This window comes from Pseudomonas sp. RT4P38 (genome assembly GCF_054897765.1).
Genome location: NZ_CM142703.1, coordinates 5,292,727 through 5,309,009 on the forward strand (window position 1 = coordinate 5,292,727; position 16,283 = coordinate 5,309,009).

General features: G+C 59.3%; 13 protein-coding genes. 3 read left to right on the forward strand and 10 right to left on the reverse strand.

What is annotated here, in order from left to right; translation table 11 throughout:
• Positions 1 to 115: 115 nt before the first annotated feature.
• Entirely contained in the window at positions 116 to 1,450 is a 1,335-nt protein-coding gene (locus ACYZT7_RS24550; protein ID WP_462038562.1) for a dicarboxylate/amino acid:cation symporter, read from the reverse strand.
• A gap of 338 nt (positions 1,451 to 1,788) precedes the next feature.
• Between ACYZT7_RS24550 and ACYZT7_RS24555 the strand changes: the two genes are divergently transcribed.
• Positions 1,789 to 2,787: an AraC family transcriptional regulator gene (locus ACYZT7_RS24555; protein ID WP_462038563.1), complete on the forward strand. Its 999-nt coding sequence runs from the start codon at positions 1,789 to 1,791 to the stop codon at positions 2,785 to 2,787.
• A 130-nt stretch (positions 2,788 to 2,917) separates the two neighbouring features.
• Here ACYZT7_RS24555 and ACYZT7_RS24560 read toward each other — a convergent pair whose 3' ends face one another.
• The 3 genes from ACYZT7_RS24560 to ACYZT7_RS24570 form a co-directional block, all read right to left on the reverse strand.
• Positions 2,918 to 3,280: a DUF6124 family protein gene (locus ACYZT7_RS24560; protein WP_462038564.1), complete on the reverse strand. Its 363-nt coding sequence runs from the start codon at positions 3,278 to 3,280 to the stop codon at positions 2,918 to 2,920.
• 506 nt (positions 3,281 to 3,786) lie between these two features.
• Positions 3,787 to 5,133 (reverse strand): ATP-binding protein, encoded by a 1,347-nt coding sequence (locus ACYZT7_RS24565; RefSeq protein WP_462038565.1) that lies wholly within the window; start codon positions 5,131 to 5,133, stop codon positions 3,787 to 3,789.
• Positions 5,130 to 5,807, reverse strand: coding sequence for a response regulator (locus ACYZT7_RS24570; protein WP_008029360.1), 678 nt, complete (start codon positions 5,805 to 5,807; stop codon positions 5,130 to 5,132). Before ACYZT7_RS24570 ends, ACYZT7_RS24565 begins: the two co-directional genes overlap by 4 nt.
• 444 nt (positions 5,808 to 6,251) lie before the next feature.
• On the opposite strand from ACYZT7_RS24570, the gene ACYZT7_RS24575 reads away from it, so the two are divergent.
• The gene (locus ACYZT7_RS24575) at positions 6,252 to 6,977 is read left to right on the forward strand and encodes a 4'-phosphopantetheinyl transferase family protein (RefSeq protein WP_462038566.1); all 726 of its coding nucleotides are present in this window, start codon (positions 6,252 to 6,254) and stop codon (positions 6,975 to 6,977) included.
• 140 nt (positions 6,978 to 7,117) lie between these two features.
• Here ACYZT7_RS24575 and ACYZT7_RS24580 read toward each other — a convergent pair whose 3' ends face one another.
• Positions 7,118 to 8,728 (reverse strand): ATP-binding protein, encoded by a 1,611-nt coding sequence (locus tag ACYZT7_RS24580; protein ID WP_449646226.1) that lies wholly within the window; start codon positions 8,726 to 8,728, stop codon positions 7,118 to 7,120.
• Positions 8,725 to 9,438 (reverse strand): response regulator, encoded by a 714-nt coding sequence (locus tag ACYZT7_RS24585; RefSeq protein WP_074879161.1) that lies wholly within the window; start codon positions 9,436 to 9,438, stop codon positions 8,725 to 8,727. The genes ACYZT7_RS24580 and ACYZT7_RS24585 overlap by 4 nt, the downstream gene beginning before the upstream one ends.
• Positions 9,439 to 10,175: 737 nt before the next feature.
• On the opposite strand from ACYZT7_RS24585, the gene ACYZT7_RS24590 reads away from it, so the two are divergent.
• Positions 10,176 to 13,070, forward strand: a complete 2,895-nt coding sequence (locus tag ACYZT7_RS24590; protein WP_462038567.1) for a ribonucleoside-diphosphate reductase subunit alpha — start codon at positions 10,176 to 10,178, stop codon at positions 13,068 to 13,070.
• Between the two features lie 250 nt (positions 13,071 to 13,320).
• Here the strand turns inward: ACYZT7_RS24590 and flgE are convergent, their stop codons facing one another.
• From flgE to flgB, 4 genes are read right to left on the reverse strand one after another with little or no spacing between them, the layout of a single operon-like run.
• Entirely contained in the window at positions 13,321 to 14,646 is a 1,326-nt protein-coding gene (gene flgE, locus ACYZT7_RS24595) for a flagellar hook protein FlgE (RefSeq protein ID WP_462038568.1), read from the reverse strand.
• 31 nt (positions 14,647 to 14,677) lie between these two features.
• Entirely contained in the window at positions 14,678 to 15,400 is a 723-nt protein-coding gene (flgD, locus tag ACYZT7_RS24600) for a flagellar hook assembly protein FlgD (protein WP_462038569.1), read from the reverse strand.
• A 15-nt stretch (positions 15,401 to 15,415) separates the two neighbouring features.
• Entirely contained in the window at positions 15,416 to 15,859 is a 444-nt protein-coding gene (flgC, locus tag ACYZT7_RS24605; RefSeq protein WP_282375622.1) for a flagellar basal body rod protein FlgC, read from the reverse strand.
• A 3-nt stretch (positions 15,860 to 15,862) separates the two neighbouring features.
• Positions 15,863 to 16,270, reverse strand: coding sequence for a flagellar basal body rod protein FlgB (gene flgB / locus ACYZT7_RS24610; RefSeq protein ID WP_282375620.1), 408 nt, complete (start codon positions 16,268 to 16,270; stop codon positions 15,863 to 15,865).
• Positions 16,271 to 16,283: the final 13 nt, after the last annotated feature.

The window sequence follows — 16,283 nt, forward strand, 5'->3', positions numbered from 1 at the left end:
TAGGCAGCCATTGGCATTGCAGCAATCACCTTATGCGTCAGGCGCAGTGACCGTTGTGCTCAATTCACAGCCATGAAAAAACCCGCCGAAGCGGGTTTTTTCATAACAGCGAGTCTTACTTGACGCTGCTCGGGGTTGGCCCTTCAGCCACACCCAGGTCGTCTTCTTCACGCTCGTCGGAGATACCGCGACCGCCGGAAGCCAGCTCGACTTGCAGCTTGTCTTCGTCCAGCTCTTTCACCCACTTGGCGACCACGAGGGTGGCCACAGCGTTACCAACAAGGTTGGTCAGCGCACGGGCTTCGGACATGAAGCGGTCGATACCGAGGATCAGCGCCAGGCCGGCCACCGGCAGAGTACCCACGGCCGACAGAGTGGCTGCCAGCACGATGAAACCACTACCGGTCACACCTGCCGCACCTTTGGAGGACAACAGCAGCACCAGCAGCAAGGTGATCTGGTGAGTGAGGTCCATCGGCGTATCAGTCGCCTGAGCGATAAACACAGCCGCCATGGTCAGGTAGATCGAAGTACCGTCGAGGTTGAACGAGTAGCCAGTCGGGATCACCAGACCCACTACCGATTTATCCGCACCCAGGCGTTCCATCTTGATCAGCATGCGTGGCAGAGCCGATTCCGAAGAGGAAGTGCCCAGCACGATCAGCAGTTCTTCACGGATGTAGCGAATCAGTTTGATGACGCTGAAACCGTGCGCGCGGCAGATGGCGCCCAGTACCAGGACCACAAACAGGATGCAGGTGATGTAGAAGCAGATCATCAACTGACCCAGCTGCACCAGCGAGCCGACACCGTAGGCACCGATGGTGAAGGCCATCGCACCGAACGCGCCGACTGGAGCGAGCTTCATGATCATGTTGATGATGTTGAACATCACGTGAGCAAAGCGATCGATGAAATCCAGCACCGGCTTGCCGTACGCACCCAGGCGATGCAGGGCGAAACCGAAGATCACCGAGAACATCAACACTTGCAGGATGTCGCCGTTGGCGAAAGCGCCGACGATGGTGTTCGGGATCACGTTGAGGACAAAGGCGATGATGCTCTGGTCTTTACCGGCCGAGATGAAGCCCGCGATTTTGCTGGTGTCCAGGGTCGTCACGTCGATGTGCATGCCGGCGCCCGGTTGCACGACGTTGACCACGACCAGACCGATCAGCAAGGCAAGGGTGGAAACAATTTCGAAGTACAGCAGCGCATAGCCGCCGGTTTTGCCGACCGATTTCATGTTCTGCATGCCGGCGATACCGCTGACGACCGTACAGAAGATGATTGGCGCGATGACCATTTTAATCAGTTTGATGAACCCGTCACCCAGCGGCTTGAGGGCCACACCGGTCTGCGGGTAGAAGTGACCGAGCAGAATGCCGATAACGATGGCAACGATTACCTGGAAATACAGGGATTTGTATATTGGCTGACGAGTCGTCATTGCAAAGTTCCTCAAGAGCGTCCCGCGACAACATCCACCTGTTGTCAACGACACCTCATTTGCGAACCCTCCTGCACTGGAGGGATTTGTTTTGTCGAGCTGCGCGACGGCAGACCTCTGCGGCTTGTATCGCAAGCCCCGTGCCACCTTCGAAAAAAAGCCGGCAAGCCTTTTGACATCAAGGGTTACAGGTTTTTTGGGTCACTAACCCGCTACAACGATGTGGCGGATTTCCGCCCACCTGCCAAACCTCGTCCTGCAATTTGGCGGATATCCGCCTTGTTCATCATCAGGCACCACAGCTACCATCCGTCGTTCAATGGACGGACTTGCCCTCTATGCGCGAACGCACCATCGCCAGCCATTTCGCCCGCGCCGCCCTCGGTGGCGCGCGTCGGCGTGGCTACGACTATTCAAGTCTGTTGCAACAACTGGGCATCAGCCCCGAGTTGCTTGACGAACCGCGTGCGCGAATAGCACCTGAGCAGTTCACCCGGTTGATCCAGGGTTTGTGGCTGGCGCTGGACGACGAATACCTGGGCTTCGGACAGGCGCCGAGCAAACCCGGCAGCTTCGCGATGATGTGCCATGCGGTGATCCATTGCCGCACTCTGGAAAAAGCGCTAAATCGCGGCTTGTTGTTTTACAGTCTGTTCCCCGAGGCCCCTCGTCTGACGCTGAGCCGCGAAGGCGACATGATCCGCCTGAGCCTCGACGATTCGAAATTCCGTGACCCGGACCATTTCCTCACCGAGAGCCAACTGATGGTTTGGCATCGGCTCGGCAGCTGGCTGATCGGCCAGCGCATTCGCCTGGAACAGGCGACGTTCAGTTACCCAAGGCCTGAACATGGCGCCGAATACGATTTGCTGTTCTCCTGCCCGCTTGAATTCTCGACGGTACAGAGCAGCCTGCTGTTCCACAGTCGCTACTTGAGCATGCCGTTGTTGCAGGACGAACGAACCCTCAAGCACTTCCTCGAACACTCCCCCGCCGACCTGTTGTCGCGCCCCGACGAAGGCGACAGCCTGAGCAGCCAGCTGCGTCGTTTGCTCAGCCGCGACAGTGCGCGCTGGCCAGACCTGGAAGCGGTGGCCGCGCACCTGCACATCAGCCCGCAGACCTTGCGTCGGCATTTGCGGGAAGAAGGGTCGAGTTTTCAGGAATTGAAAGATCAGCTACGCAGGGACATTGCGATTTATCACCTGGGGCGGGCAGACCTGTCGTTGCAACAGATTGCCGAGCAGCTGGGGTTTTCCGAGCCGTCGGCGTTTCATCGGGCGTTCAAGAAGTGGACCGGGTTGACGCCGGGCGCTTACCGCGCCCAGGAAAATTAAGTTTCGCCACGATCGTTCCCACGCTCTGCGTGGGAATGCCTCAAGGGACGCTCCGCGTTCCAGCTCTCGAAAGGGACGCGGAGCGTCCCGGGCTGCATTCCCACGCAGAGCGTGGGAACGATCATCCGCGCTAGTCTTGCGGATCGATGTTATCCAACGCCCGATTTACCGCCAGCTCCCCCAGCATGATGATTTGCGCAATACCCAACAGCGAATTGCGACTCGGCCCCTCCATATGATCCGCCAGATCCATGGTCATGACATTGGCCGAGGCCAGCGACTCGCAAGCGTGGGCCAGCAGGGTCTCGGTATCGAGCTCCGGGTTAACGATGAACATGGTGCCGGGTGTGCGCGGGGTGGCTTTGATGTGGGCAGCCGGGTTGAGGTAGTAATCGAGGGCGCGGTCGGCGGCTTCGTTGAGTATTTTGGAATCGGGGGTTTCGTAGGGGGAAACGTCGTCGGTGTTCGGAGGATTGGGCGTGGCCTTGAACATGGTGATGCTCCTTGATTAGCGGAGCTGCCACCGTTCGCGGTCAAACGAGAAGGTGGCAGCTGTACGCGGGTTGACCGACCGGAAATCAAGGTATCCGGCACACCCGAAGGTGTCCCGCGCACAGCCACCGCAAAAAAGCCTGAAGCTTTTCTTGGACACTGGTACGCCTTGATCGAATCGGACGGTCAAATCCGGACGCTGAATTGGCAGCGACCCGCAAACGATAGAGCCCAGACCCAAGGCGCACAAGCCGGCGGATTCTGGCGTAGTCGTAGGCAGCGGCGCAAGGATGTGTAGCCTAAGTGAGTGTCTGGAGATGTGTTTTAAACATCACTGTTTATTACTGAGTTTCTGTGGGATTTGCGTTGTATGGATGGGCCTCATCGCGAGCAAGCTCGCTCCCACAGGGATCTTCAGTGAACACATAATTGTGTGAACTCAGGAGATCAAATGTGGGAGCGAGCTTGCTCGCGAAAGTGTCCGAAAGAACACCATCAACCCTGCGGTCAAACCACCGGAAAATGAATCCGAAACGCCGCCCCGCCCATCGGCGAATCCCCCAGCGTCAGCTTCGCGCTGTAGCTCTCTATGATGTCCTTGACCACCGCCAACCCAATCCCCTGCCCCGGATGCTGCCGATCCAGCCGCTCTCCCCTTTGCAGAATCCGCGCCCGCTGATCCGGCGGCACGCCCGGCCCATCATCCTCAACACACAACTCAACCCCGCCAAGGCTTTCACGCACACTGATGCGCACTTCGCCCAGGCACAGCCGATACGCGTTTTCCAGCAGGTTGCCCATCATTTCCAGCAAGGCGCCCTGCTCGATCGGCACATAACATTGCTCCGGCAGGTCGAAAGCGACCCGCACGCGCTTGTCGCGGTAGACCTTGTCGAGGGTGTCGCAGAGGCTTTGCAGCACCGGGCGCAGGCGGACCTGATGGCGCACCAGACCGCTTTTGCGCAGGCTGGCGCGTTGCAACTGATAGCTGATCTGCTGGCTCATGCGTTCGATCTGGGTTTGCAGCACCCAGGCTTGATCGCGATTTGCCGGGCGCTGGGCCATGTCTTCGCTGACGCCTTGCAACACGGCCAGCGGGGTTTTCAAGCTGTGGGCCAGGTCGTCGAGGGAATCGCGATATCGGCTGCGTTGTTCGCGCTCGCTGTGCAGCAAGCGGTTGAGGGAGCCGGTCAGGCGCAGCAGTTCGCGCGGGTGTTGTTCGCTGAGACTTTCGCGGGTGCCGCTTTCGATCTCGTCCAGTTCCTGACTGAGCCGGCGCAATGCCTGCAAGCCCCAGGTCAGACCAATCCACAGCAACGCGAGCAACACCAGCAAGGCCGCGCCGAAGCCCAGATACAGGTTTTCCCGCAGGCCTTCGAGGGTGTCTTCGTATTCGCGCACCGGTTGCAGCGCGACGATGCTGAACGCCGCGCTCTTGCCGCCCAGCAGTTTGACCTCGACGTCATAGACGAAGAACTCCTGGCCGTTGGCTTCGCTGATCCTCGCAAACTCGTTACCGCGTCCGTCGTAACGCGGTTTGTAATTGATGTTTTCTTGCTGGGTGCCCTTCGAACGCCAGACCTGGTGCCCTTCACGGTCATAAATGTAGCCGAGCAAACGGCTGTCAGTGAGGTTGAAACGCTCATCGGGCAACTGCGCCGGCATCTGCAAGCGGTTGTTTTCCACCCGGGCGGCGGAGATCAGCGTGGTGACGTCCGACGCCAGGCGCTGCTCGATCGAATCCTGCAACGCCAAGCTGAACGCGCCCTGCATCGCCGGCAGCAATGCCAGCATGAACAACACCGCCAGGATCGTGGCGGCGAGCATCAAACGGACGCGAAGGGAACGAATCAAGTGCAGCGCTCATTGAACAGGTAGCCGAGGCCACGCACGGTATCGATCGGTTTGAAGCCGGCCGGGCCTTCAAGTTTGCGGCGCAGACGGCCGACCAGCACTTCGATCACGTTCGGATCGCGCTCGTCATCGTCCGGGTAAAGCTGTTCCATCAAGCGGTCCTTGGCCACCACTTGCTGGTGATGACGCATCAGGTACTCGAGGATTCGGTACTCATACGCGGTCAGCGCCAGCGGTTGTTCATCGAGGGACGCCTGTTTGCGATTGAGGTCCAACAGCAATGGCCCGGCGACGATGGTCGATTGGGTGAAACCGCTGGAGCGGCGCAGCAAGGCATTCAGGCGTGCGTCGAGTTCTTCGAACTGGAACGGCTTGACCACGTAATCGTCGGCGCCGGCGGCAAGGCCTTCGACCTTGTCCTGCCAATTGCCGCGCGCGGTGAGGATCAGGATCGGGAAGGTCTTGCCGCGCGAACGCAGTTGACGGATCAGGTCGAGCCCGCCCATGCCCGGCAAGCCGAGGTCGATCACCGCCAGGTCATGGTTGAACTGCTCGGTCTGGTACAGCGCCTCCTCGGCATTGGCCACGGACTCGACCACGTGGCCGCTATCCGTCAGGCGGGTTTGCAGGTGATGGCGCAACAGCGCTTCATCTTCGACGACCAGCAGTTTCATAACGCTCTCCCGGGCAAACAAACATCTCCAGTGGCACAACTTACTCAAAGGCATCACCCAAAGGCACGCGCTTCACGATAGCTAACATGGCGACTGGCTGTGGCAGGACAGATCGTAGCGGCCCATGAGGTCTTCCTGACGGAGTTTAATGCCATTGTGCGAGACCGACACGTTGTCGTAATCATGCGCTACGTGCATTTTGAGTACGGGCAAGGTTACTCAACCGGCCCTGAACTCACCCTGAACGCACTCTGAACCTGAGCTGAATCAAATCGACCAGGCTGTTGTGATCACTTTCTTGCAGCGTTCAAGGCTGAAATGGACAAGGCCGGGGCGGACATGCAGGCGTTTTTCAAGAAGATTTTTGGTTGATCCGGTAGACCGCGCCGCCGATCTGAACCTTTGCACTACCCAGCCTCAAGGCAACCCGGCAAAATGCCCCACATGAATCGCGCCCCCGCCCTACCCGTCTGCTGCACTCCACTCGATGCCCATTGGCCGCTGCCGTTTACGCTGGCCGATACGGTGCTGTTGAGTACTCACTTCGATACCTCGCAACTGGCCAGCGATGATTTCCAGCGCAGCGCCATCGAGCCGCCGGCCACCATCCAGCGTTCGGTTGCCAAGCGTCAGGCTGAGTTCCTCGCCGGGCGGGTGTGCGCTCGGGCTGCGTTGCAACAATTGGAAGGGTTAAGTTTTGTCCCGGCCATTGGTGAAGACCGAGCGCCGGTGTGGCCGATGCACATCACGGGCTCGATCACCCACAGCACCGGCCGGGCCGCGGCGATTGTCGCGAAGAAAGCCCATTGGCGCGGCTTGGGGATGGACCTGGAAAACCTGCTCAACCCTGAACGGGCCGAACGCCTGTCCGGGGAAATCCTCACCGCGTCTGAGTTGCAACGCATGACCGCCGGCCGTCGCGATCAGCTGGCGATGCTGGTGACCCTGACGTTTTCGGTGAAGGAAAGCCTGTTCAAGGCGCTGTATCCGATCGTTCAGCAGCGCTTTTACTTCGAGCACGCCGAAGTGCTGGAGTGGACCGAGAGCGGTGAAGTGCGACTGCGGTTGCTGACGGATCTGTCCAGCGAGTGGCGTAATGGCACTGAACTGGATGCGCAGTTCGGGGTCATGGATGGACAGTTGTTGAGTTTGGTCAGCATCAAGGCCTGAAGGCTTTTAGCGACTGTGAGGGCCCTATCGTCGGATCGCCGCCCGGAGCAAGCTCGCTCCCACAGGGACTTGTGGTGTTGCATAGATCCAATGTGCGAGCGAGCTTGCTCGCGATGGCGGCAGATCATTCAAGACAGATCTCAACGCTTCTCCTGATTCCTCGGCCAGCTCAGGCTGAAACACGCCCCGCCCAAACTCTTGCTCTTGCTGATCAACGCCCGGCCATCATGCCAATGGATGATTCGCCGCACGATGGACAATCCCAGCCCATGCCCGCCCGAGGCGCGGGTGCGACTGTCATCGAGGCGCAGGAACGGCGTGAAGATCTTCTCCCAGGCCATTTCCGGCACGCCCGGCCCGTCATCCTCGACATCGACCCGACAGCGCTGCTGCCCCACCTGATAGCTGACGGTCACCCGTGATTGAGCGTGGCGCATGGCATTGCTCACCAGGTTCTGCAACGCCCGGTGCAGGTAACGCGGCTCGGCCTCGACCCACGCGTCGTCGTTGTCAGCGGCGGACAGGCACAAGCCGCGCTGCACCGTGACCTCGGCGCGTAACGGCGCCAGTTCTTCGATCACCTGATTGACCAATGCATCCAGATCGATCCGCTGAAAGTTCAGCGCCGGTGAGCCCTGCTCCAGCCGCGCGTAAGTGAGCATCTCGTCCACCAGCTTATCGAGGTCCTCGATGTCGTGGTCCATGCCTTCACAGTATTTTTCCAACGCCTGCGGCGTGGTGGCCGTGCCGATCATTTCCAGACCAAAACGCAGTCGCGCCACGGGTGTGCGCAGCTCGTGAGACACGGCGCGCACCAACTCACGCTGGATCGCCAGCAACTGCTGCAAGTGCTCGGCCATCCCGTTGAACGCCGAGGCCAGCCGTCCCACCGAGTCCGCGCCGCGTGCCGGCACGCGGGTTTCCAGGCTGCCCTTGGCGATGCGCGTGGCGGCCGCTTCCAGGCCACGCAAACGGCGCTCAAGTTGCCGCACCAGCAGATAGACAATCAAACCGATCAGGCTCAACCCAAGGGCGGCGATTAACACCAGCCACTCCGGCGGATACGGATTCATCTGATACAACGGACCGATTTCCAGCACCCACGGTGTACCGACCATGCCGGCAAACACCCGGATCGAGTCGCCGCCCTTGCCCAGCGCCATCACCGTGTCGCCTTCGGACACCCGGCGACGCTGGTCCTCGTCCATGTCCGCCTGCTCGACCTTCACCAGCCGCAAGTCGAAACCAAACCCTTTGTCACGCTTCAACTGCGCCAGGCGCTCGGGTTGCTCGGCCACCGGGTAACGCACCAGTTCATCGGCCAGCAGGTAAATAGTCGCCCGGGCCAGTTGCTCGCTGATCTGCTGGACCTCCCCCGTCAGCACCAGCTGTTGCTTGTCACTGACCAACCGGTAAACCTTCGCCGCATGCGGGCCGGTCTGTTCCACCAGCGCCTGACCGCGCAGCACGCGGGTGCGCTGGGTGAGGTCGAGGTCGGTCTGGGCAAAGGTCTTCAGTGCCAACGGAATCCCGAGCAAACGCTCCCACACCAGCAAGGCACGGTGGCGCTCGGTCTCGTTCATCGGGTTCAGGTTGTCGGCCATCAACGAGAACGTGCCGTGGGCCAGGCGTTCGCGGTATTGCTCGCCGCGCACCTGGTTGAGCAGGTGCAAAGCCAGCACGCCAAGTACGGCGACCAGAATCAGCGCCGCGCACATGCCACCGTAAATACGCAGGAAGATCGAGTTCACAGCGTGCAGGCTTCCGGAACGAACAGATAACCTTTGCTGCGGATGGTCTTGATCAGCCGCGGATGCTCCGGGTCATCGCCGATCTTGGGGCGGATGCGCGAGATGCGCACGTCGATGGAACGGTCCTGGCCGTCATAGCCAATGCCGCGCAGCGCGGTGAAAATCTCTTCCCGCGACAGGATGCGCCCGGCGTTGGCCACCAGCAGCCAGAGCAGATCGAACTCGGCGCTGGTCAGTTCGATGCCGTTGTCATTCAGCCAGGCCTCGCGCAGTGCGTTGTCCACCACCAACGGACCAAATTGCAGACGCCGTTGTTTTTCCGGCGCCACTTCAGGGGCTTCACTGCGTCGCAACAGGGCCTGGATGCGCGCCAGCAGCAGACGTGGGCGAACCGGTTTGCACACGTAGTCGTCGGCGCCCAAGTCGAGGCCAAGGATCTGGTCGGTGTCGTCGGTGCGGGCGGTGAGCATCAGGATCGGACCGTCATACTTGTCGCGGACCTTGCGGCAGATGCTCAGGCCATCCTCGCCCGGCAACATCAGGTCGAGGATCACCAGGTCCGGTTTTTCCTTGATGATCCGTGCCGCGGCCAAGGCGCCATTGCCCTCGATCGACACGCGCAGGCCATTGGCTTCCAGGTAATCGCGGGTCAGTTCAGCCAGACGCTGGTCGTCCTCGACAATCAATACCTGCCAGGCTTCTTGTTCCACGGTGACCTCTGCTTGCCAACAACACTAATAAGGAAGGATCCGCCCGTCTTTTTGTAATGATTGGGGAGGATAAGAATGCATTTGCATTGGCCGATTGTATAAACGTCGCTCGCCGAGAACACAAGCCGGTAAATGCGTTCGGACAACACGTTTTTTTGTGATAGGGTTCGCGCCCTTAAAAATCCGAATGACTGTTTTCAATCGCTGAAAATCAGTGAAAAACGGTCCGCTCCCGCTAGGTCGCGGCCTACACGCCTGTTCCCTCTTTCACACACAATTTACGCACAGGTTTATCCACAGGCAGTACGTTGCAACACCCTCCAAAACGCATTATCTTGTAGCCCGGCGCGAAAAAAACCCTACATGTAGGGTTTTGCGTAGAAAACCAAACACAAACCAGACACCAATTTCAAGCGCTTTTATTGCCTCTGTCCGGTTGAATCAAACGAATTTTTGAAAGACCAAACCGCGCGTGCGGATGGCTGCTGTTTTTCAGCCCCAAGGGGAGAAACGGTACGGGTGTTGCAGTCCCCAACTGTCACCCAGAAAGGAACTCGGTCTCAGGCACATGGCTTGATACCAAAGACTTCGGCATGGAAGCGGCGCCCAATAGCCCCCCTTCCTGACTGTCCCGAAGTTGGTATGCCCGGCACTCGCCGGTTGTAGTGCTTCAGGACGGAACGGTGGGCACCGTGATGGTGCCCAAACAAACATAGAGAATGTGGAGACAACCCCCCATGCAAACCGACACAACTCGCGAGAACCCGCAGGGCACCTTGCCGCAGGCCGCTGATTCGACTTCGGATCTGTCCGCCACCGCGCCTGGCCAGCTGCGCGTGATCAAGCGTAACGGCACTGTCGTTCCTTACACCGATGACAAGATTACCGTCGCCATCACCAAAGCGTTTCTTGCAGTTGAGGGCGGCACCGCTGCCGCTTCGTCGCGAATCCACGACACCGTTGCCCGTCTGACCGAACAAGTCACCGCGACCTTCAAGCGTCGCATGCCATCGGGCGGCACGATCCACATTGAAGAAATCCAGGACCAGGTCGAACTGGCCCTGATGCGTGCCGGCGAGCAAAAAGTGGCGCGCGACTACGTGATCTACCGCGACGGTCGTTCGAAAGAGCGCGCCGCCCACGCGCCGGCCGAGGAAGCGGTCAACGCTCACCCGTCGATCCGCATCACCCGCGCCGACGGCACCTTTGCTCCTCTGGACATGGGCCGCCTGAACACCATCGTCACCGAAGCGTGCGAAGGTCTTGCAGAAGTCGACGGCGACCTGATCCAGCGCGAAACCCTGAAAAACCTGTACGACGGCGTGGCCCTGACCGACGTCAACACCGCTTTGGTGATGACCGCCCGCACCCTGGTTGAGCGTGAGCCGAACTACTCGTTCGTGACCGCTCGCCTGCTGATGGACACCCTGCGTGCCGAAGGCCTGAGCTTCCTGGAAGTCGCCGAAAGCGCGACCCACCACGAAATGGTCGACCTGTACGCCAAGGCCCTGCCTTCGTACATCGCCAAGGGTATCCAATTCGAATTGCTGAACCCGGTCCTCGCTACCTTCGACCTGGAAAAACTCGGCAAGGCGATCAACCACGAGCGCGATCAGCAGTTCACGTACCTGGGCCTGCAAACCCTGTACGACCGTTACTTCATCCACAAGGACGGTATCCGCTTCGAACTGCCGCAAATCTTCTTCATGCGCGTGGCCATGGGCCTGGCGATCGAAGAGAAGAACAAAGAAGACCGCGCCATCGAGTTCTACAACCTGTTGTCGTCCTTTGACTACATGTCGTCGACCCCAACCCTGTTCAACGCCGGCACCCTGCGTCCACAGCTGTCGAGCTGCTACCTGACCACCGTGCCGGATGACCTGTCGGGCATCTACCACGCGATCCACGACAACGCCATGTTGTCGAAGTTTGCGGGCGGCCTGGGTAACGACTGGACGCCGGTTCGTGCGCTCGGTTCGTACATCAAGGGCACCAACGGCAAATCCCAGGGCGTTGTTCCGTTCCTGAAAGTGGTGAACGACACCGCGGTAGCCGTTAACCAGGGTGGCAAGCGCAAAGGCGCTGTCTGTGCCTACCTGGAAACCTGGCACATGGACATTGAAGAGTTCATCGAGCTGCGCAAGAACACCGGTGATGATCGTCGTCGTACCCACGACATGAACACCGCCAACTGGATCCCTGACCTGTTCATGAAGCGCGTCTTCGATGACGGCAAGTGGACCCTGTTCTCGCCATCCGAAGTGCCGGACCTGCACGACCTGACCGGCAAGGCCTTCGAAGAGCGTTACGAGTACTACGAAGCCCTGTCCGAGTACCCGGGCAAGATCAAGCTGTTCAAGACCATCCAGGCCAAAGACCTGTGGCGCAAAATGCTGTCCATGCTGTTTGAAACCGGCCACCCATGGCTGACCTTCAAAGACCCGTGCAACCTGCGCAGCCCGCAGCAGCACGTTGGCGTGGTTCACAGCTCGAACCTGTGCACCGAGATCACCTTGAACACCAACAAGGACGAGATCGCCGTTTGCAACCTGGGCTCGATCAACCTGCCGAACCACATCACCAACGGCAAGCTCGACACCGCCAAGCTGGAACGCACCGTGAACACCGCCGTTCGCATGCTCGATAACGTGATCGACATCAACTACTACTCGGTGCCACAAGCGAAGAACTCCAACTTCAAGCACCGTCCGGTCGGTCTGGGCATCATGGGCTTCCAGGACGCGCTGTACCTGCAGCACATTCCTTACGGTTCCGATGCTGCCGTCGAGTTCGCCGACAAGTCGATGGAAGCGGTCAGCTACTACGCGATCCAGGCCTCCTGCGACTTGGCCGACGAGCGCGGCGCCTACGAGACGTTCCAGGGTTCGCTGTGGTCCAAAGGCATCCTGCCGCTGGATTCGCAACAGATCCTGATCGAGCAACGTGGCCAGAAGTACATCGACGTTGACCTGAACGAATCCCTGGACTGGGCACCGGTTCGTGCCCGCGTTCAGAAAGGCATTCGTAACTCCAACATCATGGCCATCGCACCGACCGCGACCATCGCCAACATCACTGGCGTCTCGCAGTCGATCGAACCGACCTACCAGAACCTCTACGTGAAATCGAACCTGTCGGGCGAATTCACCGTGATCAACCCGTACCTGGTTCGCGACCTGAAGGCTCGCGGCCTGTGGGACTCGGTCATGATCAACGACCTGAAGTACTACGACGGTTCGGTGCAACAGATCGAGCGCATCCCGCAAGAACTCAAAGAGCTCTACGCGACCGCGTTTGAAGTGGACACCAAGTGGATCGTTGACGCGGCCAGTCGTCGTCAGAAGTGGATCGACCAGGCTCAGTCGCTGAACCTGTACATCGCCGGCGCTTCGGGCAAGAAGCTGGACGTGACCTACCGCATGGCCTGGTACCGTGGTCTGAAAACCACTTACTACCTCCGTGCCCTGGCCGCGACCAGCACCGAGAAGTCGACCATCAACACCGGTAAGCTGAACGCTGTTTCCAGCGGTGGCAACCACGGTGAAGATTCGGTCCTGGCGGCTCCTGCCGGTCCTGCTCCAGTGCCGAAGGCTTGCGCCATCGACGAGCCGGATTGCGAAGCTTGCCAATAAGCTGAGCCGGTAGGCGCCGCGAGGCGCTGACTCGAAACCCCCGACAGGCCTCTGGTTTGTCGGGGGTTTTCTTTTACCTCAAGGAAAGTGGCGCCCCGACTGACCCCATCGCGAGCAAGCTCGCTCCCACAGGTTTTGCGTCGTGCCGGTTGCAGGTGATCGACACAAATCTGCCTCCTGACAAAAATTCCGGCCAAAAAAAACCCCTCGATCGAGGGGCTCTTTGTGCAGCGCTTTCAGCCAACCCGCATCAAGTCATCTGAATGATGGTTTGCATGATGGTGCTCTGGGTGGAGATGGTCTTGGCGTTCGCCTGGTAGTTGCTCTGCGCCTTGATCAGGTCGACCAGTTCATTGGTCAGGTTGACGTTGGACTCTTCCAGAGAGTTGGAATTGATCTCGCCCAAGGTACCGGTGTTCGGCGCATCGTAGCCCGGGATACCCGACGCGTAGGTTTCTTTCCAGCCGGTGCCGCCAATTGGCTGCAGACCTTGCTCGTTGGTGAAACTGGCGAGCGAGATCTGGCCGATGGCCTTGGTCTGGCTGTTGCTGAAGTTGGCCAGCATGATACCGCTGGTGTCGATGGTCAAGTTGGTGATCTGGCCGGTGGCGTAGCCGTTCTGCGAAGGAATCGAACGCGCGGTGTCAGCGTTGTACTGCGTGGTTTTGTCCATGGAGACCGTAACGACGCCAGAGGCAGCGCCGTTGGCTGTCCACGTGCCATTGGTCACGGTACCCGGAATCCAGCCGGTGACCGTCAGATCAGGGCTGGTTATCACGGATGGCGGAACGGTCGCTGGAACAACCGGTGTGGTGACCGAAGTCAGCTTGCCGGAGCTGTCGAAGTTCATGGTCGAAGCGACTGGAAGGGAAGCGGCAAGAGTAGGATCGCTGCCATTCGGGTTGCGACCCTCGATCAGGGTGTAGGTCTTCCAGGTGTTGTCACCCGTCTTGACCATGTATTGGTCCATGACGTGCTTGTTACCCTGGGTATCGTAAATGGGCGTACTGAACTGCTTGGTGAAGGACGCTTCCTTGGACGGGTCAAACGGATTGGTAGTCTGGTTGATGATGGGAGCTGTGGAGTTCAGGTTGATCGTCGACGAAACCGTGGAGGTGTTTTTTGGCGCCAGGTTCGACGTATCGATGCGCAGGTCAGTCAAAACGCCATTGAGGATCTTGCCATTGGCATCCACGCCATAACCCTGCAGACGCGCAGAGCCGTCGCTATTGGTGACGTAACCGTCCTTGTCGACCTTGAACGTACCGGCACGGGTGTAGGACATCGAACCGTTCTCGCTCAGCACGAAGAAGCCGGAACCGTTGATACCCATGTCCAGCACGTTGCCGGTGTTGTTGACGTCGCCCTGGGTGAACTGCTGGGAAACGTTGGCCAAGCGCACGCCGTTACCGATGGTTTTGCTGCCGGAACCCAGCTTGGTGGCCGAGTAAACGTCTTCGAATTCCGCACGGGACGATTTGAAACCGGTGGTCGCGACGTTGGCGATGTTGTTGCCGGTCACGTCCAGTTGTTTGTTGGCTGCATAGAGACCGCTAAGGCCGATATTGAAAGACATATTCCACTCCTTTGTGCCGTGTTAGTCGGCTCTACATACCAATGGTTTGTACTTTGGACAGGGCGATGCTGCCCAGCCCGGCCAGGTTCAACATCAACTCACCGCCGGTCTGGCTGATGGTCACGCTGTTGACGGTGGCCGGCAGGTACGTCACCAGCGAGGTCGCCTTGCCGTCGTAGGTCGCCGTAGCTCCGAAGGTATAGGTACCCGTCTTGGCCACTTCGCCTGCGTCGTTTTTGCCGTCCCAGATGAAAGTGGAAGTACCGGCTTTCTGGCTGCCCAGATCGATGGTGCGGACAACCTTGCCATCGGCATCGGTGATCTTGACCTTGACCGGGTCCACCGACGCCGGTACGGCGATGGTGCCGGTGAAACTCTTGGAGGTATCGACCACCGTCTTGTCGGCCGGTGCAATAACCGAACGCCCGACCAGCGACGACGCCTGCAACGCCTGGGACGAGTTGTAATTGCTCGCGAGGCCGCTCACGGTGGTATTGAGTGTGGTAATACCTTCCAGGCTGCTGAACTGCGCCAACTGGGCGACAAACTCGCCGTTATCCTGTGGTTCCAGCGGGTTCTGGTTTTTCAGTTGCGTCACCAGCAACTGCAGGAACGCGTCCTTGCCCAGGGACTGTTTGCCGGTGGCGCTGTTCGTCGCGGACGCCAGGCCATCGGCGCTGGTGTTGGTCTTGACCGAGGAGTTGGCCAGGATGTCTTTGAGGCTAAGGCCACTGGTGGTATCGGTAACACTCATCTGAGTCGCCCCTTATCACTGACCGAGGGTCAGAACCTTCTGCATCATGGTTTTGGCGGTGTTCATCATTTCGGCGTTGGTCTGGAACGAGCGGCTCGCGGAAATCATGTCGGCCATTTCTTCCACCACGTTGACATTTGGGTAGTAGACGTAGCCCTTGCCGTCGGCCGCCGGATGGTTCGGCTCGTAGCGCGCCTCAAGGTTGCTCTGGTCTTCGACCACGCCCAGCACTTGCACACCTTGACCGGCCGCGTCCTGGCTCTGGAACAGCGAATCGCTGCCGCCGCTCTGGCCGCCCTGGAACATGGTGGCAAATACCGGGTGCCGTGCACGGTAGGTCTGGTCGATACTCGAGGAGACGGTCTCGGCGTTGGCGATGTTACTGGCGACGGTGTTCAAGCGAGTGGTCTGGGCACTCATGCCGCTACCGGCAATGTTGAAAACACTGGATAGAGACATGGCTTACTCTCCGCGCAGGGCTGATACCAGCCCTTTGAATTTGCTGTTGAGCAGGGTGAAGCTGGCCTGGAAGCCGACGGCGTTTTCCGCGTAGTTCGACTGCTCAAGCTGGGCGTCCACGGTGTTCTGGTCGATCGACGGTTGCATCGGCGTGCGATACAGCAGCGACTCGTCGCCATTGCCCAGGCCTTCGGCTTCGATATGACGGTTGTTGGTCATGTTCAAGGCAAAAGTGCCGCTCTTGGTCTTCTCGTTCTGCTCGGCGAGCACTTTCGAGAAGTCCAGATCCCGAGCCTTGTAGTTCGGGGTGTCGGCGTTGGCGATGTTGTTGGCCAGGACTTCGGCACGCTGAGCGCGGTAGCCCAGGGCTTGTTCGTGAATACCGAGCGCTTTATCGAAGCTGATGCTCATGTCGGGAAACCTT